20 protein-coding genes and 1 pseudogene are annotated in these 23,343 nt (G+C 39.1%); 7 read left to right on the top strand and 14 right to left on the bottom strand.

Translation table 11 applies throughout. The features are described from left to right. Positions 1-34: 34 nt before the first annotated feature. A complete protein-coding gene (gene queC, locus JIG37_RS13005; RefSeq protein ID WP_283235031.1) occupies positions 35-715 on the top strand; it encodes a 7-cyano-7-deazaguanine synthase QueC in 681 nt (226 codons plus the stop codon). Positions 716-741: 26 nt separating this feature from the next. Here the strand turns inward: queC and JIG37_RS13000 are convergent, their stop codons facing one another. The 4 genes from JIG37_RS13000 to JIG37_RS12985 form a co-directional block, all read right to left on the bottom strand. After that, positions 742-2,916, bottom strand: a complete 2,175-nt coding sequence (locus JIG37_RS13000) for an exonuclease domain-containing protein (RefSeq protein ID WP_199529524.1) — start codon at positions 2,914-2,916, stop codon at positions 742-744. 66 nt (positions 2,917-2,982) lie between these two features. Beyond that, a complete protein-coding gene (locus JIG37_RS12995) occupies positions 2,983-3,171 on the bottom strand; it encodes a DUF3185 family protein (RefSeq protein WP_194442704.1) in 189 nt (62 codons plus the stop codon). Positions 3,172-3,246: 75 nt separating this feature from the next. Further along, positions 3,247-4,656, bottom strand: coding sequence for an ATP-binding protein (locus JIG37_RS12990; protein ID WP_138600014.1), 1,410 nt, complete (start codon positions 4,654-4,656; stop codon positions 3,247-3,249). Beyond that, positions 4,656-5,330, bottom strand: coding sequence for a response regulator transcription factor (locus JIG37_RS12985; protein ID WP_054553753.1), 675 nt, complete (start codon positions 5,328-5,330; stop codon positions 4,656-4,658). The genes JIG37_RS12990 and JIG37_RS12985 overlap by 1 nt, the downstream gene beginning before the upstream one ends. A gap of 175 nt (positions 5,331-5,505) precedes the next feature. On the opposite strand from JIG37_RS12985, the gene JIG37_RS12980 reads away from it, so the two are divergent. From JIG37_RS12980 to JIG37_RS12970, 3 genes are read left to right on the top strand one after another with little or no spacing between them, the layout of a single operon-like run. Then, positions 5,506-7,449 carry an LTA synthase family protein gene (locus JIG37_RS12980; RefSeq protein WP_199529523.1) on the top strand — a complete coding sequence of 648 codons (1,944 nt, stop codon included), beginning with the start codon at positions 5,506-5,508 and terminating at the stop codon, positions 7,447-7,449. 15 nt (positions 7,450-7,464) lie between these two features. Then, a complete protein-coding gene (locus tag JIG37_RS12975; RefSeq protein WP_244664391.1) occupies positions 7,465-9,090 on the top strand; it encodes a phosphoethanolamine--lipid A transferase in 1,626 nt (541 codons plus the stop codon). A gap of 20 nt (positions 9,091-9,110) precedes the next feature. After that, the gene (locus tag JIG37_RS12970) at positions 9,111-9,491 is read left to right on the top strand and encodes a diacylglycerol kinase (protein WP_199529522.1); all 381 of its coding nucleotides are present in this window, start codon (positions 9,111-9,113) and stop codon (positions 9,489-9,491) included. Here JIG37_RS12970 and JIG37_RS12965 read toward each other — a convergent pair. The 10 genes from JIG37_RS12965 to JIG37_RS12920 form a co-directional block, all read right to left on the bottom strand. Continuing rightward, positions 9,488-9,721, bottom strand: a complete 234-nt coding sequence (locus tag JIG37_RS12965; RefSeq protein WP_199529521.1) for a hypothetical protein — start codon at positions 9,719-9,721, stop codon at positions 9,488-9,490. The two genes, JIG37_RS12970 and JIG37_RS12965, sit on opposite strands and share 4 nt — an antisense overlap. 63 nt (positions 9,722-9,784) lie before the next feature. Next, on the bottom strand, positions 9,785-10,528 hold the full coding sequence (locus JIG37_RS12960) for a hypothetical protein (RefSeq protein WP_199529520.1): 744 nt from the start codon (positions 10,526-10,528) through the stop codon (positions 9,785-9,787). 71 nt (positions 10,529-10,599) lie between these two features. After that, positions 10,600-12,042 (bottom strand): family 10 glycosylhydrolase, encoded by a 1,443-nt coding sequence (locus JIG37_RS12955; RefSeq protein ID WP_228482663.1) that lies wholly within the window; start codon positions 12,040-12,042, stop codon positions 10,600-10,602. A gap of 144 nt (positions 12,043-12,186) precedes the next feature. Further along, positions 12,187-14,805 carry a TonB-dependent receptor gene (locus tag JIG37_RS12950; protein WP_199529519.1) on the bottom strand — a complete coding sequence of 873 codons (2,619 nt, stop codon included), beginning with the start codon at positions 14,803-14,805 and terminating at the stop codon, positions 12,187-12,189. A gap of 325 nt (positions 14,806-15,130) precedes the next feature. After that, positions 15,131-15,685, bottom strand: a complete 555-nt coding sequence (locus JIG37_RS12945; RefSeq protein ID WP_348535082.1) for an SIMPL domain-containing protein — start codon at positions 15,683-15,685, stop codon at positions 15,131-15,133. A gap of 26 nt (positions 15,686-15,711) precedes the next feature. Then, positions 15,712-15,852 (bottom strand): hypothetical protein, encoded by a 141-nt coding sequence (locus JIG37_RS12940; RefSeq protein WP_199529518.1) that lies wholly within the window; start codon positions 15,850-15,852, stop codon positions 15,712-15,714. Between the two features lie 167 nt (positions 15,853-16,019). After that, entirely contained in the window at positions 16,020-16,319 is a 300-nt protein-coding gene (locus JIG37_RS12935) for a hypothetical protein (protein ID WP_138600021.1), read from the bottom strand. Between the two features lie 137 nt (positions 16,320-16,456). Next, the gene (locus tag JIG37_RS12930; protein WP_199529517.1) at positions 16,457-17,284 is read right to left on the bottom strand and encodes a DUF4437 domain-containing protein; all 828 of its coding nucleotides are present in this window, start codon (positions 17,282-17,284) and stop codon (positions 16,457-16,459) included. Between the two features lie 70 nt (positions 17,285-17,354). Continuing rightward, a complete protein-coding gene (locus tag JIG37_RS12925) occupies positions 17,355-18,200 on the bottom strand; it encodes an enoyl-CoA hydratase/isomerase family protein (RefSeq protein ID WP_138600022.1) in 846 nt (281 codons plus the stop codon). A 59-nt stretch (positions 18,201-18,259) separates the two neighbouring features. Beyond that, a complete protein-coding gene (locus JIG37_RS12920) occupies positions 18,260-19,075 on the bottom strand; it encodes an SDR family NAD(P)-dependent oxidoreductase (RefSeq protein WP_199529516.1) in 816 nt (271 codons plus the stop codon). 218 nt (positions 19,076-19,293) lie between these two features. Between JIG37_RS12920 and JIG37_RS12915 the strand changes: the two genes are divergently transcribed. From JIG37_RS12915 to JIG37_RS12905, 3 genes and pseudogenes are all read left to right on the top strand, one after another. Beyond that, positions 19,294-20,214, top strand: a complete 921-nt coding sequence (locus tag JIG37_RS12915; protein ID WP_199529515.1) for a LysR family transcriptional regulator — start codon at positions 19,294-19,296, stop codon at positions 20,212-20,214. Between the two features lie 333 nt (positions 20,215-20,547). Then, positions 20,548-22,338 carry an ATP-binding protein gene (locus tag JIG37_RS12910; RefSeq protein ID WP_199529514.1) on the top strand — a complete coding sequence of 597 codons (1,791 nt, stop codon included), beginning with the start codon at positions 20,548-20,550 and terminating at the stop codon, positions 22,336-22,338. Positions 22,339-23,073: 735 nt separating this feature from the next. Beyond that, positions 23,074-23,343 (top strand): annotated as a pseudogene (locus tag JIG37_RS12905) (transposase); the annotation flags it as partial.

The raw sequence follows: 23,343 nt of genomic DNA, 5'->3' as shown, positions 1-23,343 counted from the left end.
CCGTGTAGTATATCGCGCCCTGAAGTAAACCTCTATCAAAAGTAAGAGCAAAACAGATATGACGCAAAAAGTAGTTGTGATTTATTCCGGCGGTATGGACTCATTTACCGTATTAAATAAAGCCCTGCAACAAGGCCACGAAGTGTATGCCCTGTCGTTCGACTACGGCCAGCGTCATGTTAAAGAGCTTAAAGTAGCTGCTCAAGTATGTGAAAAGTTAGGAGTTTCTCACAAGATTGTTGATATTTCAGCGATCAACCAATTGATTGGTGGCTCATCACTAACTGATGATATCGAAGTACCTGAAGGTCACTACGAAGAAGAAAGCATGAAGAGCACAATTGTGCCTAACCGCAATATGATTTTACTCTCACTGGCTGTGGGTTATGCGGTGTCTTTAAAAGCTAGTAAAGTTTATTACGGTGCCCATTCAGGCGATCATGCAATTTATCCAGACTGTCGCCCTGAGTTCGTACAAAAAATGGATGATGTTTGCCGTATTGCCAACTACGACGCTGTTGAAATTTTCAGCCCATACTTAAACAATACCAAAATCGACATTTTGACAGACGGTTTAAAAATGGGTCTTGATTACAGCCAAACGTGGACCTGTTACAACGGCCGCGACAAGGCCTGTGGTAAATGTGGTGCTTGCCAAGAGCGCTTAGAAGCCTTTGCATTAAACAAGGTTACCGACCCTATCGAATACGAATAACGACATAGCTAAGTGAAAAGGCGAGTTTAACTCGCCTTTTTTGATTGTGTTTGTTGAATCAGATTTAACAACTCTGCTGTGGCAGTTGCATCAGCTAACGCTCTATGGTGATTCGTTAAATTCAATTCAAAATGTGCCGCTAAGTTACCAAGCGAATATGACTTAAGCTTTGGAAATGCCTTTCGTGATTCAACTACAGTACATAGCTTTGGCATTTTAAAGCCTTGCCCAAGTGCACTATATTCTTTGCGAATAAAGCCGAAGTCAAAATTCACATTATGAGCAACAAATACACTGCCTTTTAATAGTGAGCGCAGTGTATCGGCAATCTCTTCAAAGCGTGGCGCATCACGTACCATAGCAGCGTTTATCCCCGTTAACTTGGTGATAAAAGCAGGAATACTGCGCTCAGGATTGATTAAACTCGCCCATTGATTGATTACTTCACCCGCTTGTAACTGCACAACCGCTATTTCGGTAATTTTATTATTACCTTGTACGCCGCCGGTGGTTTCTATATCCACCACACTGTAAATAAGATTCGGATCATTAAACCAATTTACCGCAACGATATTTACTGCAAAGCCATGTTGTTTTAACACCTCAATACTGACAAGTTGGTTGCGTCTTAATTTGTCGCCAGGGGCTTTCACTTCTTCAAAGGTGAGTGTATCCCCCTTTAACACCATCAAGTCTGGGTAGCCATCTTTGAGCTGCTTAAAGGTTTTTGTCATTTGCAATAAATGCGCTTTTAAATTTGTAAGCGGGCTGTGTTTTATTAATACCTCTAGCGGCTCTAACATATCGCTGTGCCACATGAAAACACCATTGGGGGCTTCATAAAACTGCCCTGCGTTTTTGCAAATATATTTATATAAAGCTTCATTACTAGTGAATTTTGCCAGCTTTTGCTCAATTTGTGTTTGTTGCACTGCGTAAAAACAATCAGCCAGCAACACCTTTGGATAAAGATCAAATTCATTACACGGCGGGTGCGGGGTCTCTATAAAGAGCTCTTGCCAAAACGTTAAGGTAAAGAAGCTCAACCAAAGATTATTCTCGGTAAAAAATACCGTATTACCAAGCTGTTGATAATGCTCACACACTCCTTGCTCTACATCGCCACGGTAAATATCATCAACCTCTAATTGATGCTCTGTATCAATGAGCATTTGTGTTAAACGTGAGCGTTGTCGCTTATTATATTTACGCTGTAAAAAGTCCTCTGCAAAATACAAAATGCCATCATCAAGTGGGTCTTGAATAACTTGCTCAAGCTTTTGTTCAACCCAGTTTTTATCACCTTGTTTATAACGCTGACGAATTGCCAGCTCTTGCGCTTCACTACTGCCTTCACAGTGCTCAAGTAATTCAAATGCAAATACTAAGTCATGCTCTTTAAGCTGCTTATACAAGCGGATCAGTAACTTGTTTTTGATACTCTGGGCTAATTCATCTTCACAGCTAATGGCTAAAAGCGCTTGGGCTAAGTTTTGATACTGTGATTCTGAGTCACTTTCTTTGAACTGCATTCGCAGCTTATTTAATTGATAATGCGTTTGTGCTCCGGCTAGCGTTTGAAAACGAGAGATGCTCTCACTCACATCAGCTCGCACTTTTGCAATCCCTAAATCACGCATCACAAAACGATTTTGATGATTGATATCGCCGCCACTTAGTCGGCCGCTATGTAAAAACTCAAAGTATTCATAGTACTGGCTACGACTATTGACCACGAACTGACTAAACAACGCCTCTAATTCACTGTGGTTGCGATCAATATGCTCTTTACACAGTTGGGTCAAGCGCTGTTTACTGGCTGACTTTTTGTGATCAGGTTTAGTCGCCATTAATTCATCATTTGCTAATAAGGTTAACAGGGTTGGCTTGGTTAAATGCTCAAGCAATAGATCTAATTCGTCACTACTAGGATGTGCCACCAGCCCTTGCTGCTTGAGCTTAAAGATAGCACCGTGCAGATTGGGTATCTCTTCATAATTTAAAGATGATAACGCAACGATTTTTGGCTTTCGAGAATATATACGCAGCAAAGTACATAAGCTTTGCTCATCAAGCTGAAGGAGTTTTTCAAGAAATGACTGCTGCTCTGCTAGAAGCAGATGCTTGCACTGAGATTGAATAAACTCAGCAAGCTCAAAGAAATGACTTAAATAATATTTTGCTGGTAATTGTGTTTTCATAGCCAAACCCGACACTGTATATAAACACAGTATCAGGTATTAGCTAATTGATTTCAATGTTTGCGGTTATTTAACTTTTAAAATACCCACAATTGCGCAAATTGCGCCCCCGACCATACCGAGCCAAGCTTCAATTGGTGTATCACCACTAAAAGTACGGCTAATTTGTGCACTTGCAGAATCATAAACGTTATATCCCCATACAGCGAGTGCCACACCAATAACGATTAAAGTAATACCTATAATTTTTCCCATCGTGTTGTTCCTTATTGTTATTAATTTCTTTTTGATAACGTCAGTGTTGCACACATATTAAACGCCTGCAAAGCATTAAGAAATAATCAAACTAAAGGTTATGTTTTGCCCACTTAACGACACCTGAAGTTCAGCATCAATTGCTTTACTTAACGATTTGGCAATAGATAAGCCTAACCCAAAGTTATCATTAGAGGTTCTGGCACTGTCTTTTTGCCAGAGTGGATCAAATAACTGGCTCAAATCGTCTTCTGTTAATGGGACTTTTAATTCATTTGTAACAGAGAGATACAACTTATCATCTTTACTCAATAGCGTGCTTACAGTCACGATGCTCTCATCGGGGCTGTATTGTTTTGCGTTATTTACAAGATTGGTGATAATTGATTCAAGGGCAAATAAGTTACTGACAACGGCAGGAATATCATCTTGAAACTCAAACTTAACCCGCTCTAAATCACACTTTTCTAAGGTGCGCAAAATAACCTGATTTAAATCACATGCATCTTGCTTTGGGAGTGCTTCATCACTGTACTTATGCAGTAGTAATAAGTTCGACACAATACTCTTTAAGCGCTGGCTAATTTTTAGCACTTCGGGTTTAAAGTCTTCCTCAAGCTCTTTTTCATTTGGGAAACGAATGGCCACTTCAGCCATATTTATAAGCTCAGCAATCGGCGTTTTTAACTCATGAGCAATATCTGAGGTTAAGCGTTTTTCTCGAAAATAAAGCTGGCGGTTTTCTTGGATAAAAGCATTTAAGCTATCAACAATGGGTTGCAACTCTTTGACAGGTTCTTCTATCGCGATTACAGCATTTTTATCAGCAATACTCAGCTGGCTAATATCCCGGTTTAGTTTATTCAGCGGCGCTAGAGAACTGTCGACTGATTTACGCACAAATAGACGAATGAATACAATTACCGACACAGTAGAAACAACAAAAATAACGTCGATTAGCCATAAAACAAAATCAACTTCTTCTGATGAAGCTGCATAAGCTAACGTGATGGGTTGTTGCAAAGAGGTGTTAACACCTTCAGTGAGGTCTTCATCATCATCTAGGTCTAAAGGCGGTATAAAGCGAGTATAAATAACTCGACCATTTCGACCATCAGGTAACTCGATATTGATGATTTTTGTCTCGCCCAGTTTAATTTTTTCTAAAGGTAAGCTCTTTTGTGAGAAAAGATCCAAACTTTCTGAACGCGCGAACACGCCAGACTGCGACCAAAGTTGAAAATACTCAGTTTCTGTATTTCCAGAAAACTCAGGCATAAACAGCCCTGAAAAATCAAAATCAATTCCTTCTTCGTCAATATCAATCAATGACATAAGCATACCGGCTTTGGATTTCATGCCACGATTAAATTCGTTATCAATCCAACTATCAACGGCGATATCAGTAGCAACTAAAATACTTAGTACCAGTCCAGTTATAGTAATCGATAATGTGGTTACTAACCTACTGCGAATTGACTTCATTATTTTCCTTGAATGATATAACCAAAACCACGCTTAGTTTGAATAGGTAGTTCACTACCTGCTGCCCTCACCTTTTTACGCGCTGAGGATAAATGCGCTTCAATAGAGTTCTTTGAAACTAGATCATATTGCCCTGCAATATAAGTACTTAACTTTTCAGCAGTGATCACTTTATTTTGGTTACTAAATAAACACTCGACTATTTTATATTCGTTGGGGGTTAAATCGATTACAGTCTCATCAACTTGCAAGAGTTTTAATTGTAAATTTAAAGCCAAGTTATCAATATAGATCACATCGCTAATTGTTTTCAGGCCGCCTCGACGCATTAAATTTAATAACCTTGCGTGCAGCTCATCAAACGAAAATGGCTTGGTCAGGTAATCATCGGCCCCGGTGAGTAACCCTTTCACTCTGTCTTCTGGTTCTTGCTTGGCAGATAAAATTAGCACACGCACATCAAGCTGTTTTGCTCTTATGGTTTGTAATAACGTAATACCATCAATACTGGGTAACATAATATCGAGTATGATTAATTCGTACTCACCTGTCATTGCCATACTCAAACCTTCAGCACCATCGCCGGTTTCATCAATAGTAAAACCTAGGTTCTCAAGGCCAATTCGTAGACTACGTCTTAATGACACCGAGTCTTCTATAATCAACAATTTCATAAGTTACTCATTTAGGCAAAAACCGCTTTAGCGTCATCAGGTTACGCTTTTAATCTTAAGGTTCACTTAAGATTTACTGAAGTTTTTCTAGTTTAGAAAATATTAAGATTACCATCAGGGTTTCTTAAGTTTCGACTCCTAGTATTGCCGTAGTTTCGATTAAGTAAGTACGACTATGACAGCAAAACTCTCTGTTTTAAAACCTTTGTTCCGTTTTTCATTAATTTTAATGTCAGTTTTTATACTGTCGAGAATAGCCTTGCTTGTATGGCAACACCAAAGGTTAGCTGATGGCGATAGCCTAGCCGTTTTATTTGGCGGCTTAAGAGTCGACTTAAGTAGTTTAGGCTACTTGTCAGCCTTGGCTGTTTTGATATTACTCGCTGATCTGCTTGTGCGCAGCAAAACCGCTTTTTTTCAGCATGTTTTTACTCTTTATAGCAGCATAGTTGTGACTTTAATCGTGGTTGTTGAGGCTTCGACCCCCGCGTTTATTACCCAATACGATGTACGACCAAATCGTTTATTTGTTGAATACCTAGACTACCCTCAAGAAGTCTTTTCTATGCTATTACATGGCCACCTGTTTGCCATGATAAGCACTTTAATTATTGCAACGCTTAGCTGTGTCTTTGCGTACCGTTATATAAATACAGCATTTAGCAAACAGCAAAATGCTAAAACGGTTGGCCAAGTGGTGATACTCGTTACGACTTTATTAGTTTGCTTAATTAGCGCAAGAGGCACTGTAAGCCATCGCCCGTTAAACCCTGCATTAGTGTACTTTTCAAGTGACTCACTGGTTAACTCCTTAGCCCTTAATTCAACTTACAGTGTCGCATTTGCTATTAAGAATATGGGCAATGAAAAAAATGCCAGTAGTTTATACGGTACTATGCCACGTGATGAGATTTTACAAACAGTAAAGCAAGCAGCCTATAAACAGCAGTTTATCACTGAGAGTATTCCTACCCTTGCCAACAACACACCTTTTAGCACAGGCAAACAAAAGAATTTAGTGATCATTTTAGAAGAAAGCTTAGGCGCACGCTTTGTCGGCGAACTAGATGGCATTGGAGTGACTCCTGAACTAGATAAGCTTTATCAACAAGGCTGGGGGTTTGATAACTTATATGCCACTGGTACACGCTCTGTTCGAGGGATTGAAGCGGTAACAACTGGGTTTACCCCGTCTCCTTCGCGCTCGGTGGTCAAACTTTCTAAATCTCAGCGTAACTTTTTCTCTCTTGCTGATGTATTAGCCCGCACAGGCTATACCACCCAGTTTATTTATGGCGGTGAAAGTCATTTCGATAATATGAAAAGCTTTTTCTTAGGCAATGGCTTTAGCGATATTGTCGATATTAATGACATGCAAAGCCCTGAGTTTATTTCGTCATGGGGAGCAAGCGACGAAGACTTGTTTAATCAAGCTGATAAAGAGTTGAGTGAGCTAAATAAATCAAGCAAACCATTTTTCAGCCTTGTGTTTACGTCAAGTAACCACGACCCATTCGATATTCCAGAGAGTAAAGTAACACTGCCTGAAGGCCACGACCCAGAAAACTACAAACGCGACCTAGCAATCAAATATGCTGACTATGCACTCGGTAAATTCATCGCAAAGGCAAAAACGCAAGATTACTGGCAAGACACCGTCTTTTTAGTGGTTGCAGATCATGATGTGCGCGTGTTTGGTTCAGAGCCTGTGCCGCTTAAATCTTTCCATATCCCTGCTGTGATCTTAAATAGTGAAATGGATGCAAAGCGCGATACTCGCTTAGTCAGCCAAATTGATTTACCTGTTACTTTGTTGTCGTTATTAGGCGTTGAGCAAGCAACCCCTATGCTTGGTTATGATTTAACGAAACAATACCCTGTAGAGCGCGCCATGATGCAGTACTACGACAACTTTGCTTACGTAGAAAATGGTCAAGCCGTGATCCTGATGCCAAACCAAAAAGTGAGCTATTGGCGCTATGACCCTACAAGTAAAACCCAAGTTGCCATCGATAACACAGGTAGCAGTGCTGGGCTTGCCAAAAAAGCCTTAGCGCACGTCTTATTTAGCAATTTAGCTTATACCGAACAGTTGTATCGCTTACCAAATAAATCGTAGCGATGAGGAATCATTATGATCATGCAAATTAAACAACTCTTTACTCAAAAATGGCACGTTAGCTACAGCCAATTTGTCTGGTTGGTGTCGTTGTACTTGGTGATTGCATTTAATGGCCTGTTTTTATTTAACACGCTTGAAGCAGCCAGCAAACCTGAACATGTCAATTGGTTATTTATAGCAAGCGTACCGTTTTTCTTATTAGCACTGACGGCAATGGTGTTAAGTTGGTTATCGTTAATCACCTTCGTAAAACCCGTGCTTTTAACAAGCATCGTGGTTTCATCATTGTTGTTTTATGCAACCTTAAATTACGGTGTTATCTTTGATAAAAGCATGCTGCAAAATATCTTAGAAACAAATTCAGGCGAAGCATTTTCATATCTTAATGTACAAGTTATCGCTTTTATTACTGTGCTAGGCGTACTGCCTGCTTACTTGTTTTGTCGCTTTAAAATTGTCGGAAACTTTCGTGTTCGCCTTAAAAGCTTTACGCTTCTTAACGTTACAGCGTTTATTGCTGTAGCTGTTATTGCCGTCCCATTTTATAAAGATTACGCCTCTGTAGGGCGTAATAATCGCCAATTAACCAGCTACATTACCCCTTTTGCATTTTACACTGCGGGCTATAAGTACCTACGCGATAATTATTTTTACCCACCTTTACCATTTAAAGTCTTAGATAAAACACCGCACCTATTAGCTAAGCAACAAAGTTCACTGATGATTATGGTGGTAGGTGAAACAGCCCGTGCAGCAAACTTTTCACTGCAAGGTTACAACAAGCAAACTAATCAATATACCCCTAAACTTGGCGTTAAATATTTCAGTGATGTAAGTTCATGTGGCACCGCAACGGCCATTTCAGTACCTTGCATGTTCTCGCGCTTAGACCGCAATCACTATGATTCGCGCATCGCGCAAAGCCAAGAAAATGCCCTAGATATCATTCAACGAAGTGGTGTAGAAGTAACGTGGATTGATAACAATAGCAGCTGTAAAGGGGTTTGCGCACGAGTAAACTCACAAACGGTAGAACCCACAAAGAGCAATCCACTTTGTGACGGACGCTATTGTTTTGATGAAGTACTGGTTGAAGAATTAGCTGCAAAGCTTGCCAAAAGTAGTGCAAAGCACCAACTAATAGTGTTACATATGATAGGTTCACACGGGCCAACCTACTATCGTCGCTATCCAGAAAAAGACAGTAAATTTTTGCCGGACTGCCCACGTAGCGATATTCAAAGTTGTAGCACTGAGCAACTGACAAACACGTATGACAATACCATTGCTTATACCGACCTAGTGCTGAGTAAGCTTATTAAATTACTGCAAAACAGTCCGGCGGATGATAAAGCCCTGCTGTATGTCTCTGACCATGGTGAATCACTGGGTGAAAAAGGCTTGTACTTACATGGCTTCCCATATGCATTAGCGCCTAAAGAGCAAACCCATGTGCCTATGCTATTTTGGAGTAATAAACTGGCCGATACCCGCTTTAATCAATGTATCGAACAGCAGCGTAACCATGCTTTTTCGCACGATAACATTTTTGACACCCTACTTGGCTTAACTCATATACAAAGCACTGAATATCGCCCAGAGCAAGATATTTTTAATACTTGCTCAACACAAAGCTAACGAAATAGAGATTTCAAACTATGCAATTTGATAGCACTAACAAACCCATTGGCATTAAACGTATTCGCCTCGCATTCAAAAACTCCCAACGAGCATTCACGTGGTTGGCAAAGCATGAGTCTGCTTTTAAACAAGAGCTGATACTGTTGGTCCTTGCCATAGCAGTGGTTTTTGTCTGGCAGATCAGCCTGTATGAGAAAATAATGCTGCTTGTATCAGTGCTATTTGTGATGTTTGCTGAAGTCGTCAATACGGCAATTGAAGCCGCCATAGACCGAATAGGCCTTGAAATTCATCCATTATCAGGCCTAGCTAAAGACTTAGGATCCGCAGCCGTACTGATTGCTCTAACAATTTGTGTGTTGGTCTGGGGCGGCGTGTTTATTAATAACCTAAGTTAGCTTACTTTTTTATCATCAGGGGTGTCATTACAAAGTGCACAGTGGCGCCCTTTTGATGAATGATATAAACGGGTTGCAATAAAAATGGCTGTGGCAATAAAAGACCAAAGTAGCGCAAAACCTAACGCGTTGAGTGTCTCGTGACCTTTTAGAATTTCTATCATAAATAATAAAATAGACACCAGCGTAAAAACTTTAGCGGCTCTGATCACCCAGAATCTTGTACCCATAACTTACTCCTTTAGAAAAACTCCTTTGGAAGAATAAGTGTAGTGCAAAATAAGAAGAACATACTAATAACTTAAAACAGGCTCAGACAATATCTGTACATTATTTTTAAACACCTCTAACAGCCCTGATGGCGAGTGTTCAGTACCAAGCGCAGTAACATGACAGACATAACGATAACCGTTGTTAGTAAAGGTATAAAAATGATTCCCTCCACTGCCATCAAAGCTTAATGTGCCCCCTGTGATCACCAGGCTTGGCTCATCTTTGATTGATTGATCCCTATTCCATGCCGCATAGCGGTATTGATGATCAGCCAATTCATCAATACGAATTAAATGCTTTTTTGTTTGCCACGTTAATATCGGCTTTGTGAATTCACGGAGGCTTTTGTGCAATGCTTGTTTTTGCTCGTCAATGAGTGCTTCGCGTCGTGCTTTTTCTGTCTCTGATTCATAAGGCACAGCCCAAATAGAGCCATCAAAATCCAGCCACAGTTTACCTGAATCAAACATAATGCCGCGCCAGCCCATCATTTCCCAATCGTGGCGAATGTTGGAGTTAGCTATTTCTTCAACAAACTGTTTATCGAAAATTTGCTCAAATTTTTCTATAAACATTTGCTCATTTTCAATAGCTTGCAACGGCGCTTTGCGCTTTAGCGGGTAATGGACTCTTTTAGCGATGGTCGCTTTATCACCGGCCTTAAACGCAGCAACCACAGGTTTGACAATACTTATGTGCTTTGTTGCGGCAGCTGTTGAAAATGAGATAAAGCAACCTAAGAAAATGACCGCAAAATACTTCATTGTGTTCACTTTTATGGTTAAAAATTTGATTATCCAAAGCGTAACAAATTTTTGTATTTGCAGTACAGGTGCTATTGGAATAACAACTCAATCTCATCACTTTGGTTACCGAGCCTATCAATAGCAATTACCTTAATTGCCTCTAATGGTCGTTGTCCTTCAGAGGCCGCAACAGAAATTACACTCTCCTCACTTGAGTAGATATGATATTGCCACTGCTGTGCATATTTTAGATAGACAAGTAACTGTGATACTTGCTCAGAATTAGAATGACTCCAAGTAAGCTGGATGTCTTCGCCAACATAATTCATATCAACATTAACAGCCGCTAAGTGCGGCGCAGCTATCCACGGAGTTTCTGGTATTAATGCTTGATGCTGATAAACGCCTTGTGCAATCACATCACTCATCAATTGGCTGCCATCAAGTGCTGCTACATTCCAAAACACTGTACCGGGTGATGTTGATAAAAAACCACGATTAATCATGATTTGATTCACGACTTCATCAACGCCGGTCTCATCAAATGAGCGTAACGCATTAATACCAGGCCACAGATGTCGTTCATGCGTATTCTGAGATTGCCACCAACTTAATAAGAGCGGGTAACTTTGTGCATACTGGTTTATTGGCCAATAAAGTTGCGGCGAAAAATAGTCAAGCCATCCTTCATTAAGCCAAAGCTTAGCATCAGCAAACAGCTTGTCATATTGATCCATCCCGCGAATAGTTTCAGGTTCACCAGGTCTATAGATACCAAATGGGCTTATGCCAACAAGTACATGAGGCTTCGATTGCTTTACTCGTTGATATAAGCGTTTAACGAACTGATTTACAGCTTCACGACGCCAATCACCTATCGAAAGTGCCCCGCCTTCAGCCACATATTGCCTGTATTGTTCAGCATCAGGAAAATCTTCATCGTTGTTGTAAGAAGGGTAAGGGTAAAAATAGTCATCGTAATGAATACCATCTAAATCATAGCTATCTACAAGTTCGGTTAATACATTTAATGTATGTGAAACCACGGCTTGTTCGGTTGGTAAAAACCAATAGGTCTCATTTTTGAGTTTTACTACCTTATCATTCATTTTTTCAACAACTGAGTGTTCTGAAATTGGGCCCCCTATATGATGATGAGCACGATAAGGGTTTATCCATGCATGCAACTTTAAACCTCGTTTATGTGCTTGCTCTATCCAAAATTTTAATGGGTCATAAAACGGCTCAGGCGCTTTACCTTGCTCACCAGAAAGGTAATAAGACCAAGGTTCGTAAGAGCTTTGATACAAACTATCGGCTTGCGGTCGAACCTGAAAAATAACCGTATTAAAGTTATGTTTTTGAAGTGAATTAAGAATTTGAATAGCTTGTTCTTTTTGCTCTATCACTGACAGCCCGGGCTCATTAGGCCAGTTAATATTGGCAACAGTAGCAACCCATGCCGCACGAAACTCCCTTGCAACATGATCTTGATGGATGTTACCTAACAACTGCTTTTCAGTATTAGACATCTCCTTTATTTGTACGAAACTGCACGCACTCAAAACAAAGCACATTATCAAAGAGAAAACGTTTTTAAAGTACATTGTATACCCCACAAAAAAGGCACAACAAAGACTTGCTGTGCCTACATGTATCAAATTAAAAAGGAAAAATTAAAACTTCATTTGTGCGCCAAGTAAGAAACGACGACCATAATCATGTATCGCTAATGGGCGATTAGCATCTGACATGCCAGTGCTATTGCCCGACGTTGCTTCTTGCTCTTCATCCGTGAGGTTAATTGCTTGGAATACAAGGTTTAAATCTTCAGTAACATTGTAACTAATATTAAGATCATACTGACCAAAACCATCTTTATATTGGTTCAAACCAAGATAGTTAGTGTAGAAATACTCTGAACGATAAGTATAAGAAACACGGGCACTAAAGGTTGTGTTTTCATAATATACTGTCGCGTTAAAGGTATCTTCTGAATTATTAGGTAAAACGGCTTCTTCACCCGCCTCTTTTTGCTCCGCAGTTTGTTTTAACTGTGCATCTGAATAGGTGTAGTTTGTCTGTACTCCAAAGCCGTAAGGGAGTTTCTGCGTGTAGTTAACTTCAAAACCTGAGTTCTCACCGCCTAAACCGTTCAGAGGCTGGGTCACTAAAAAGTCACGAACTTCTTCCACGCCTGTATCAGGATCTGTCCAGGCCCATTGTTTTTCTATAGTGGCATTGGTTATGTATGAGTCGATATCTTTATAAAAATAAGCAAACGATAAAATAGATGATTCATTAAAGTACCACTCAGCAGATAAGTCATATTGAGTCGCACGGTAAGGCTTCAGGTTCGGGTTACCCTCAGAGCCTTTACAGCCTGTAGCTGCAGCACAATAACCACTTTTGCGGGCAGATAAGAAGTCATAATCCGGGCGAGACATGACTTTTGCCGCAGCAAAACGCACAACCACATCATCTGTAAAGTCGTAGTTGATATTCACACTCGGCAAGATATCATCGTAGCTATTAGAGCTATTGATATCTTGAATATTTTCAGGTGCAAAGCTGCGCCCTGTGTATTCAACAGAACGAGAATCTAGCTCTGTTTTCACAGCTCGAACCCCAAAATTACCGCGCCACTTATTATGATCGAACACCGCTTTTACATACCCTGCGGTGACGGTTTCTTCTAAATCAAATGTGTAATCAAGGTGTTCATATGGCGCTGTAGAAGGTGTTGTTGATGATATCCAATCAGCATATTTTGAATTATCAAACTGCCATAAAATTGCATTATCTGTCGAATCGCTTGCGAACATGCCTAAGTTAAATTGTTCACCATCTGATGATACTTTTGGATAATTCGCTTTTATTAAACTTGCAGCTTTTGAATGCTCTCGGTACTTAACCCCAGCCTTGATTGCTTTGAAGAAGTCACCATCTAATAGAAACTCAAAATCTAGCTGCCCGTAAACTTCCTTTGAGTCGTTGTATATGTCATTTTTATGGTTGTAGTCTAAGCGATAATCATCAGCGCTTAAATCAGCGTCTAATGTTACATCTGGCGTTCCATTGTCTAATGTAAATGATGCGCTTGTATTTGCGTAATATTCTGAGTAAACATCACTTACTTCACCATCAGCCTTGCTATAACCTAGCTGACCTGTAACAGTGTAATTGTCTGCTTTATATGTCACTTTTAGATCGTGCGCTTGAGTTTTAAACTCCCCCTCATAACCTGCATTGCCATAATATCCTAAGTTATTATGGGCCGGCAGATCGCCCGAAATTAAAGTGCCATCAACAATGACTGGATTTTCTACATTTGCAATGTTTTGCAAAATAAAGCCGCTTGAGTAAGTTCCGTATGACTCATGCTCAGATTTTGAATATAAGTTATTAAAAACAAAATCTACGTTGTCATTTGCTGCATATTGAAACGTCAACGTTGCGGTATCTAAATCACTATCACTTGCGTATCGGTTATAGCCTACCGCGCCAGGGTAAAACTCTGCGTTGCCATCTTGATCTGCATCGGTACTGCGATAGCCGAATCGAACTTCTTTGCTATCACGTTGGGTCGCAGTTTCTTTATGAACAAATCCTAGATTAAAACCAAAATCTTGTGCTTCATTTTTCCACGAATACAAACCAGAAAGGTACGGTTTAGTTTCTTCAGCATTTTCGAAATGATAAGCCTTAACAGAGAGCGCTGCATAATTCGCTTCACTATCGAGCGGTTTACGAGTTTTTACAACAACGGTACCACCTATAGAGCCCTCATCAATGTCTGCTTCTGCCGACTTATATACTTCAAGCGTATCTACTAATTCAGCTGGTAGCAGCGAGTAGTTAAACCCTCGTGAAGGACGCGTAATTGAAGCTGAAGCAGTTGCTGAAGCAACGTTTTGCCCGTTTAACAAGGTAATATTTAAATGCGGTGCAGTACCACGAATACTAACTCGGTCGCTTTCACCACCTAGGTCTTTTTCAACTTGTACACCCGGAATACGCTGTAGTGCATCAGCGACAGTTTGATCTGGAAATTTACCAATATCTTCAGCAGAAACGGCATCAACTACACTGTTTGAAAAGCGCTTCATATTAATGCTTTTCTCAACTGATGCAGCATAACTTCTTACTTCAATCTGCTCGATATCTTCTTTAGTTGCTTTTTTCTTTTCTGGCAGTTGATCAGCTGCATAAACAGATACTGATGTACTTAAAACTAAAGTAGGAATAAGTGCTTTTTTAACACCAGCCGCTAGCGCTGAGAATTTTTTATTCATGGAACTGTAACCTTATAGTTTTTGTAAAGTGAGAGATTTTGTGACTACAAACTACATAAATGCTCTTAAGAACAACAATTGGTAACAACTTTATTGTTACAATGCGGCTACAATATTAGTAATAAATTATAAAATCAAGATATTTTATTCTGAAAATACGATTAGGGTAAAATATTTAATTCTCAACTTTTAAGCATTCACCACCCATAAAGAGATAAACTAAATACAATCAATACCTTGTTAGCAATGAAAAGAGAAGAAACAAAATCAAAGCTGCTTTTAAAGATTCATAGGCTGCCTTGATGTTTTAAAAACAGGGAATTAATTATTCCAAAACTAAATCAAACACAACATTGACACTTGCTCTGAAGGTAATCGATTCTTGTAAATACTTACCTTCTGGGACTGTATTAATACGTGAGCCCGTTACCATGATTCGTTCAATATTTGTGTTGCTGCCATAGCCAAAGTGACTACCTACTTCTTGTGATTGAATACTATACACCCGACCAAGTTTCGCTTCGAATGCGCTAGCAAGGCTACTTCCCTGCTGTTTGGCATTCGCAACTGCTTTATCAAGAGCGGCTTGCTCGTAATCTGAGGCTTTGGTTGATAAAAGTTGAATTTGCTCGATTTGATTGACACCCACTTTAAGCGCAAAGTTTAAAAAGCCATCCAAAAGGGAGAGTTGTTTAAGGCTGACTTTGACCTTGCGGGTAGCGCGAAAACCATCTTTAACTTGGTTATCGTTTTCGTCATAGCGCATGTTCGGCTCTACGAAAATTCGACCCGCAGAGATACTTTTTTCGTCTATTGAGAAATTATTTAAGCCCGCAAGGAGTTTATTTACTTGTTCATCGACTTGCTGCTTAGCCTGCACGCTTTCAGCTTTAACAGTTTCAAATTCTAACGTGATGTCAGCCCTATCGGGTCTGTACGCACAACAGCCTCACCTTTAACAACAATATGACGATTATCCGGCAGACTTGTTGCAGCTATTGCAGAACTGGTACATAAAACCAGCGGCAACAAAGATTTAAGCATCATAACCTCTCCTTAGAAAAAGTTATGATGCCTTGCTAGGGTGTGAATGTATAGCAATGTATGCTGTTTTTAAGTGTAAATAGTTGCGAAGAAAGGAAAATAATCAATGAAAAGCTAACACGGCATATTATGACAAGTTGCTAAAATATGCCGTCTTTTTGAAGATTTGCTTAGTGAGCTAGTACGCTTAGCCACTCATCTGGGTTTGCTAAAATGAACTCAAATATATCGTTATTATTTAAAGTTATGCGAATTCCATCTGCTGTGATTGGCAAAATACCCGCGCCTTTACCTGAACACTTACCAACGTTATTGATTTGCGCTCGTGAAAATGTGTATGGGCCTAAGCCTAGCTCTTTATTAAACGGTTCAAAAGCAATGTCTTGTTCAGTAACTACAAGCTTACCATCCGCTTTTGCGACACCCGATTGAATAGTTGCTGCTGACTCTTTAACTGTGTGTGCGTGCATATCCTTTACTCCACTTAACATATGAGTGTTAGTCTACACTCAATGAAACCTTAAAATTGCGTACCAACTTAAGATACAGCAAGTACAAAAAAAGTACAGTAGAGTTAGTTAATTTAAAACATTATCTTTTAAAATAGTTATTGTTCACTGATCTGTAGTTTATTGTTAAATCGCACATAAACGATTGCTCCACCCTCAGTCTTTAGCTGATGTTTAAAACCGGCAACTGACGAGAAGTAACTACCAGCCTCAATTTGTTTTGCTTCACTATGTTCAACAGATTGGTAGTTAAGCTCGCCGCTGATCAAAACTGCGCGTAATGAACCTCTTTCACTTGTTAATTGCCCATTAAAACCCGCATCAAGTTTAACTAAAACACCTTGTTGATTTTGTTTTTGCCAAAGAGGGGTAAGGGTAACATTTTTAGAGTCTAATGACGTTAACTCATCACTATTGAACCATACCATGTTGTCTGAATGAAGATTGAGTGAGTGCTCGCCATTATTAAACTGCGCCTTAGAAGGCTTAACCAAATAAGGCCCTTCATCGATTTCAAGGTATATGAGATTGGTCTCAGCCTTAGCAGCTGTTATGTGATTTTGCCCTGCAGGTTGCGTCCAAAATGACCCTGTTGCCATCCAATCCAATTCCGCATTTGGGTCATCATTATGCATCAGTCCTTTAATGACAATGCCACGGTATGAAATATTATGAATATGCGCAGGAGATGAAAAGCCCGGTTTAAAGCGCACTAGCATACCGGTTGCAGAATCTATTGTTCTGTCGCCCCATAAGTTTGCTGCGCCAGGGCTTTTGTCACCACGTAGAGGGTTTAAATATCCCCAGTTTACGGACTCTACGGGGACAAGTTCAGACTGGGGATTATCCAACCTTTTTTCATCAGCAGCGGCTGAAAATGCAGCAATAAGTACTACACTTGTTGTTAGTGATAATAGCTTTAACATATTAAATTTCCTCTAATAGCAAACCCAAGAGAACTCTCTTGGGGTTACAAATCTTGTTGTTAGCACAGTACTAATTTATTTCTTGTACCTTCATCACTAACTCCGGCCAATTACGCTGATTTTCTATGTCATGCTCAAGGCCTTGCTCATCGGCAATAGTGAAGCGCTTAATTGCAGGTGTTTTACTGGTTGCTTGATATAACCAATATGCTTCTGCTTTTAATGCCTCCGCAATTGGCTTATCAATTGATTCATATACCATTTGTTTGCATGCATTAATTGATTCAGCAGGAAACTGAGCAATTCGGTTTGCTAGCGTATCAACGTATTCATCAATCTCATCGGGGTTAAGCGCTTTATTAATGGTACCCATGCGCTCAGCCTCATCTGCATCAAAATCACGGGCACTCAAAATAATTTCTAAAGCACGACCTAAACCTGTCTGGCGAGCCATTCTTGAAGCACCGCCACCACAGGGTAAAATACCCATACCAACTTCCATTTGCATAAATTTAAACTTACCACGAGCTGCAAATCGCATATCAAGCGCTAGCGCTAGTTCATGGCCACCACCGCGTGCAAAACCTTCTAGTTTTGCTATTGTTGCCTGCGGCACTTTACTTAAGCGCTCACAAATTGATTGTAAGTCCAGCAGCTTCGCTTCATCGCGTGAAACAACTTCAACTGACATATCTTTCAATAGTTCAGTATCATAGTGGCAAACCCAAATTTCAGGGTTTGCTGATTGAAAAATAACAACTTTAGTGTTTTTATCTCGCTCTAAACGCATTGCTAAACTATTTAAATCAGCAAGCATTTCTTGGCCCTGAACATTAACTGGCCCAAAATCAAACGTAACAGTTAATACACCACCAGACTGAGTGGTCGTGAATGTTGTAAATCCTTCGTATTTCATAATTATCCCTAGTGTTTTTATTGGTTGCGGCTGTAAAAAAGCTATCGTAAAAATAAACTCTAAATTTTTACATCTAGACGAGTTAAAACTTCGTCCATCGCCATAATCAAAGTAGTATTTTTTGCTGTATCAAACGCATCTGGATGTGGGTTCGAAAATGCACCAATATCATTATCAAAATAACGGCCAGTCATACCTGTAAATTGGTCACTTAACGCAGCCTTAACTAAAATATCAGCCCCTATAGCCAAATTTTTTCCTTGTGAACCATATGCTTCCTTAACCATTTTGCTTCCTAAAAAAGAGGCTGGATTAACTGCCACTAAAGAAGGAGTATTGTCTGCCCATTGTTTTGCCAATTGTAGCGTCCACATAGTTAGCGCTAATTTACTTTGCGCATAAGCACTGCTATCAGACAATGCTTGCAAGCCTTTAAGTGCTGCAATACTAACCGGTGCTTGCGCCGCTGAAGATAGGTTCACTATGCGACTATTTTCATTCATAAGAGCAGATAAAGTTTTGGTCAAAATATAAGGCGCAATCGTGTTCACTAAAAAGCGTACATCTAGACCACCCTCGCCTAGGTTATTTGCTATTTTAAAAACGCCAGCATTATTGATCAGTACATCAATATGTGAATATTTAGCTTTGATCTGATTGGTTAATTCAACCACCTGTTTTAGCTCTGATAAGTCTGCTAAAAACGTATCAATTTTTGCACTGCTATAAAGCGCCTTTATCAACTCTTTTGCTTGTAAAAGCTTTTGCTGGCTACGACCATGAAGTAAAAGCGTATTACCTAATGAAGCAAGTTTTTTTGCCGTCTCTAGGCCAATGCCATCTGTAGCGCCTGTTAATAGAATTGTTTTAGGCATACATAATGATTCCTTTTAATAAGGGGTCAGTGAAGTTAGTCAAACAAATAAATTCATCACGGCTATGCAGTTGATGAATAAGGCTTACGTTCACATATGAAACTCTCCCCTTTAGTTGCATTTGTCATGTTTAGTTTTACAAATAAAGCTTAAGGCTTTGGATAAAACGAATAAATAACGTATAAAAAGAATCAGAATTCTGATTTTCAAGATAATTGATGGACACTAATTGCATTAAACTATTTGTGTTAGCGGCTGAGACACTCAACATTAGTGCTGCAGGCGAGCAGTTGGGCCTTACTCCATCTGTAGCAAGTGCCTGGTTAGCCAAATTAGAAATGCAAGTTGGAGCAGACCTATTCCACAGAACGACAAGGAAAGTAACTTTATCACTTGCTGGCATGGAGTTTTTACCTTATGCCAAAGAGATCCTTGCTCAACAAGAAGCCGCGCTTGCAACCTTAGGACAAGGTAACCTTAATATTAGCGGAACATTGAGGTTTGCTGCATCAAGTACGTTTGCGCAGCGCTTTATCATGCCTATTTTGCCAGAATTCCTAGACCGCTACCCAGATATAAACCTTGAACTCATGCTCTCAGATGGCCAAGTTAAATTAATTGAAGGAGGGTTTGATCTAGCACTGAGAAACCTCGCTGTGGAAGATAGTAGCTTGATTTGCAGACGCCTTGCCAAAGACACTCGGATATTGTGTGCCTCACCAGACTACTTGGCTCGTAATGGCACTCCGAGGAATCCTGAAGAGCTTATCCGACATCAATTATTAGTGTTTTTAAATACCAACCCCCGCAAGTTAATTACCCCTAATTGCAGCGATCATTTTAGTTTTCCACCTGAAAAAAGTAAGCCACGCATTTTGTGTGATGATGGCGCAAGTATGCGTATAGCAGCAAAAGCTGGCGTGGGTATCTGTATGAGTTCATTGTGGAATATTCATACTGAGCTAGAAGCAGGTTCTTTAATTCGAGTTTTACCTGATTATCAAATAAGTGATAACAGCGCTATCTGGCTTGTATACCCGAAATCAAATGTACTTACGGCTAAAGTAAGAGTTCTTATAGATTTCTTAGTCGAAAAAATAGGTAACTCGCCAGAGTGGGAAACGATAAATAAAAAATGATTACTCTATTATGAGCACCCTGCACGATTTAATAGCAAAAACTAATACCTATGCGCTTAATTAGGTAGACTATTTTGAGGCAATAAAACCTCGTTGATAACAAAGCAAAAATTTCATTATTTAGTTATTTTCGGCAATTGCTCCCGCATTGCTCTCCCTTCTGTATCCATGCAGTCGAAAATCAGAAACTCTTAACACAGGTAGCAATAGCCTTACATAAAACATAATTAAGTATTATTAAATAATGATATAGGTAAAACTTAAGTAATAAAAGTCACGAATTGTCTTTTTAAATGCTATGCTTAAAGTTACTAATTAGTAGGTACAAGACTCATGACTCAATCGCTAAAGAAAACTCAAACAAGGCTGAGAGTAAACGCGGTAATTGTGATTATATTAGTCATTCTGCTAACAGTGACTTCATTATTCTTTTACAAGCATGTTGATAACCAATGGCGTGATTATTCCAATACTGCAAGCAACGTTTATGTTTTACATGACACCTTGGTGCAAAGGTTAGGATATGGTGGCTTTATACACCACTTTAAAAATCTAATTTTAAGAAAAAATGTTGATCTTTACCTCCCTAGTATAAAAAAAGAAATTTACGAAATAAAAGTAATACTAGAAAAGCTAGAAGCTGTAGAAAATTACGACAAGCAAGCTCTCGGCGGTGTAAGAACGACCCTAGCTAATTATGAGGAAAAGCTTGATTTAGCACTCAAAATGATTGAACAAGGCGCTTCTAGTGAAGCTATTGACGACATTGTAAAAGTTGATGATGCGAAAGCCCTTGCAGCCCTATCTGACTTTGAAAGCCACGTAAACACCATGCTTAAGAAAAAGAGTGTGGCGATAAATGAAAACTTTAAATTTGCATATACAGTTCATATTCTGACGATTGTACTTTTGGCTGGTATTTTGCTCTTTTACTTTAAAAAGCTATCTACCTCATATAAAGAGCAACAAGCTTTAACTGATCGAGCATTAGAAGGGGCAAGAATTAAATCAGAATTTCTTGCTAATATGAGTCATGAAATTAGAACCCCCTTAAATGGCATTATGGGTTTACTACAAATCCTGCAACCTAATGTTCAAAAGCCCCAAAACATAGAAATTGTCTCAAAAGCTCTTTTTTCATGCCGATCATTACTTACTATTATTAATGATATTTTAGACTTTTCTAAAATGGAAGCGAACGAGCTTACAATCGAAAATGTTAACTTTTCTTTGATAAAAATAGTTGAATCTATAAACTCTGATTTTTTACCTATCTGTAACGAAAAGTCTATCGAGCTAAACATTGATATAGACAAAAATGTCGAAAATATATGGATTGGTGATCCTGTTCGTATTAGGCAAATAATTTTAAACCTAGTTTCTAACGCTGTGAAATTCACAGAGCAAGGTGGTATACAAGTTATTGTAAAGAAAAAAGTAAAAAACTTAATCCCAGGTATCGAGTTACAAGTATTAGACACAGGAATAGGTATGAGTGAAGAAGGTTTGGCAAATCTTTTTCAACGCTTTCAACAGGCTGATAATAGTATTACACGCCGCTTTGGCGGCACAGGCCTTGGCATGTCAATAACAACAAACTTAATTAAACGGATGGGAGGTACTATAGACGTTGATAGTAAATTAGGTGAAGGCACACGCTTTACCATATTTTTACCGCTAGAAATAGCAGAGCAGCAGCAAATCATAGAAAGCCCCCATATAACTGATGTTCCCAATCTTGAAGGTAAAACAGTTCTAATTGCTGAAGATAACCCACTTAATACTATGGTCATTCAATCCTTAATGGCCGAAACAAATGCCAATGTTCAGTTTGCCAAAGATGGTCTAGAGGCTATAGATTTATTTAAAAAAATAAACCCTATGCTCGTCCTGATGGATATCCAAATGCCAAAAATGGGGGGGATTGAAGCCTGTGCACACATTCGAGCATTAAACCCTACGACTCCGGTAATCGCGTTAACAGCAAATGTCATGAAAGAAAATATTATAGAATACAAGAACTGTGGTTTTTACTGCCATGTTGGTAAGCCCGTTGAAAAACATCTACTCTTTGAAGCCTTAAATAATGCCATTTCACAGCACAACCAAAACTTATCTGATTAATAAAAACGCCCCCATAATTAGAGCACATGACTCCAGCACTAACAGTTTAAATCCCAACAGCTAGTGTCTGAGAAATGATAAAAAGACACCCATGTTTAAAGATAATTAATCACCTACTTTAGAGAGGACTAGAGACATCACGTAATTAGACACCCACTTTTGGTAAAATTAGCATATCAATTGCATTTGACTTAGCGAAAAAGATCGCTCATAGTCGAAAAAATCATCAATACACATAAAATCTAATAATAAACACATCTAATTTGCTTGTAATGAAACTATATAGAGGAAGCTTGCAATGCCTTTCCTCAACAAAACCAAGCTTTAACAAATTAGAGAGTAGCAATTTATTATAAAATGCTATGCAAATGTGGGGAGTGCATTATGAATCGCAAGTCAAAATTAATTTATCGTATTATGTTAGCCTCAAAAGTTAACAACTCTAATAAAGAAATTTCTATTGATAACCTAAAACAGAATTGCTGTCTTTCTGAAACCGAACTACTCAACATACTAAAAGAGCTAGAAATAAAGAAACTTATATGTTGGGATTCTAGCAAGTCAACATTTATGATTTCGAGTTAACTTACTAGTTTTTAAAGTATAATCAACCTAAGATTACTTGCGAAACAAATTGTCAATTGTTTAACAAAAAAGTGAATAAACTACTTTCTGTTTCTCACTCTTTAGAATTACAGCTAAGCTTATAGTGTTCAACTCATGGAGGAGAAGAGCATGGCAACCCCTCGTAGAAACTTAATTAGCGTTTCAAACACGCCTTATTATCACTGCATTTCACGCTGCGTTCGTCGCGCTTATTTATGCGGGCAAGACCCACTAACTGGTCGTTCATATGAACACAGACGCGATTGGGTTGAAAAGAAACTACTTCAACTTGGTCGTATATTTTGTATTGATGTTTGTGCTTACGCAGTTATGAGTAACCATACTCATCTAGTACTTCATATTGATATAGCAAAAGCAAATCGTTTGAATAATAAAGCG

Origin of the sequence: Pseudoalteromonas sp. bablab_jr010 (assembly GCF_016464105.1) — a bacterium.
Lineage (GTDB): Bacteria > Pseudomonadota > Gammaproteobacteria > Enterobacterales > Alteromonadaceae > Pseudoalteromonas > Pseudoalteromonas simplex.
Note: the sequence above shows the minus strand (reverse complement) of the source record. Positions and strands in the feature narration are given on the sequence as shown.

What these genes read in the sequence shown, in the direction of transcription:
- JIG37_RS12910 (WP_199529514.1), top strand. Translation starts at nt 20,548, where the DNA reads ATGACTCAATCGCTAAAGAAAACTCAAACAAGGCTGAGAGTAAACGCG.
- JIG37_RS13000 (WP_199529524.1), bottom strand. Translation starts at nt 2,916, where the DNA reads ATGAAAACACAATTACCAGCAAAATATTATTTAAGTCATTTCTTTGAG.
- JIG37_RS12925 (WP_138600022.1), bottom strand. Translation starts at nt 18,200, where the DNA reads ATGAAATACGAAGGATTTACAACATTCACGACCACTCAGTCTGGTGGT.
- JIG37_RS12980 (WP_199529523.1), top strand. Translation starts at nt 5,506, where the DNA reads ATGACAGCAAAACTCTCTGTTTTAAAACCTTTGTTCCGTTTTTCATTA.
- JIG37_RS12960 (WP_199529520.1), bottom strand. Translation starts at nt 10,528, where the DNA reads ATGAAGTATTTTGCGGTCATTTTCTTAGGTTGCTTTATCTCATTTTCA.
- JIG37_RS12995 (WP_194442704.1), bottom strand. Translation starts at nt 3,171, where the DNA reads ATGGGAAAAATTATAGGTATTACTTTAATCGTTATTGGTGTGGCACTC.
- JIG37_RS12965 (WP_199529521.1), bottom strand. Translation starts at nt 9,721, where the DNA reads ATGGGTACAAGATTCTGGGTGATCAGAGCCGCTAAAGTTTTTACGCTG.
- JIG37_RS12985 (WP_054553753.1), bottom strand. Translation starts at nt 5,330, where the DNA reads ATGAAATTGTTGATTATAGAAGACTCGGTGTCATTAAGACGTAGTCTA.
- JIG37_RS12940 (WP_199529518.1), bottom strand. Translation starts at nt 15,852, where the DNA reads ATGATGCTTAAATCTTTGTTGCCGCTGGTTTTATGTACCAGTTCTGCA.
- JIG37_RS12990 (WP_138600014.1), bottom strand. Translation starts at nt 4,656, where the DNA reads ATGAAGTCAATTCGCAGTAGGTTAGTAACCACATTATCGATTACTATA.
- JIG37_RS12970 (WP_199529522.1), top strand. Translation starts at nt 9,111, where the DNA reads ATGCAATTTGATAGCACTAACAAACCCATTGGCATTAAACGTATTCGC.
- JIG37_RS12935 (WP_138600021.1), bottom strand. Translation starts at nt 16,319, where the DNA reads ATGCACGCACACACAGTTAAAGAGTCAGCAGCAACTATTCAATCGGGT.
- JIG37_RS12915 (WP_199529515.1), top strand. Translation starts at nt 19,294, where the DNA reads ATGGACACTAATTGCATTAAACTATTTGTGTTAGCGGCTGAGACACTC.
- JIG37_RS12930 (WP_199529517.1), bottom strand. Translation starts at nt 17,284, where the DNA reads ATGTTAAAGCTATTATCACTAACAACAAGTGTAGTACTTATTGCTGCA.
- JIG37_RS12950 (WP_199529519.1), bottom strand. Translation starts at nt 14,805, where the DNA reads ATGAATAAAAAATTCTCAGCGCTAGCGGCTGGTGTTAAAAAAGCACTT.
- JIG37_RS12955 (WP_228482663.1), bottom strand. Translation starts at nt 12,042, where the DNA reads ATGTCTAATACTGAAAAGCAGTTGTTAGGTAACATCCATCAAGATCAT.
- JIG37_RS12975 (WP_244664391.1), top strand. Translation starts at nt 7,465, where the DNA reads ATGATCATGCAAATTAAACAACTCTTTACTCAAAAATGGCACGTTAGC.
- JIG37_RS12920 (WP_199529516.1), bottom strand. Translation starts at nt 19,075, where the DNA reads ATGCCTAAAACAATTCTATTAACAGGCGCTACAGATGGCATTGGCCTA.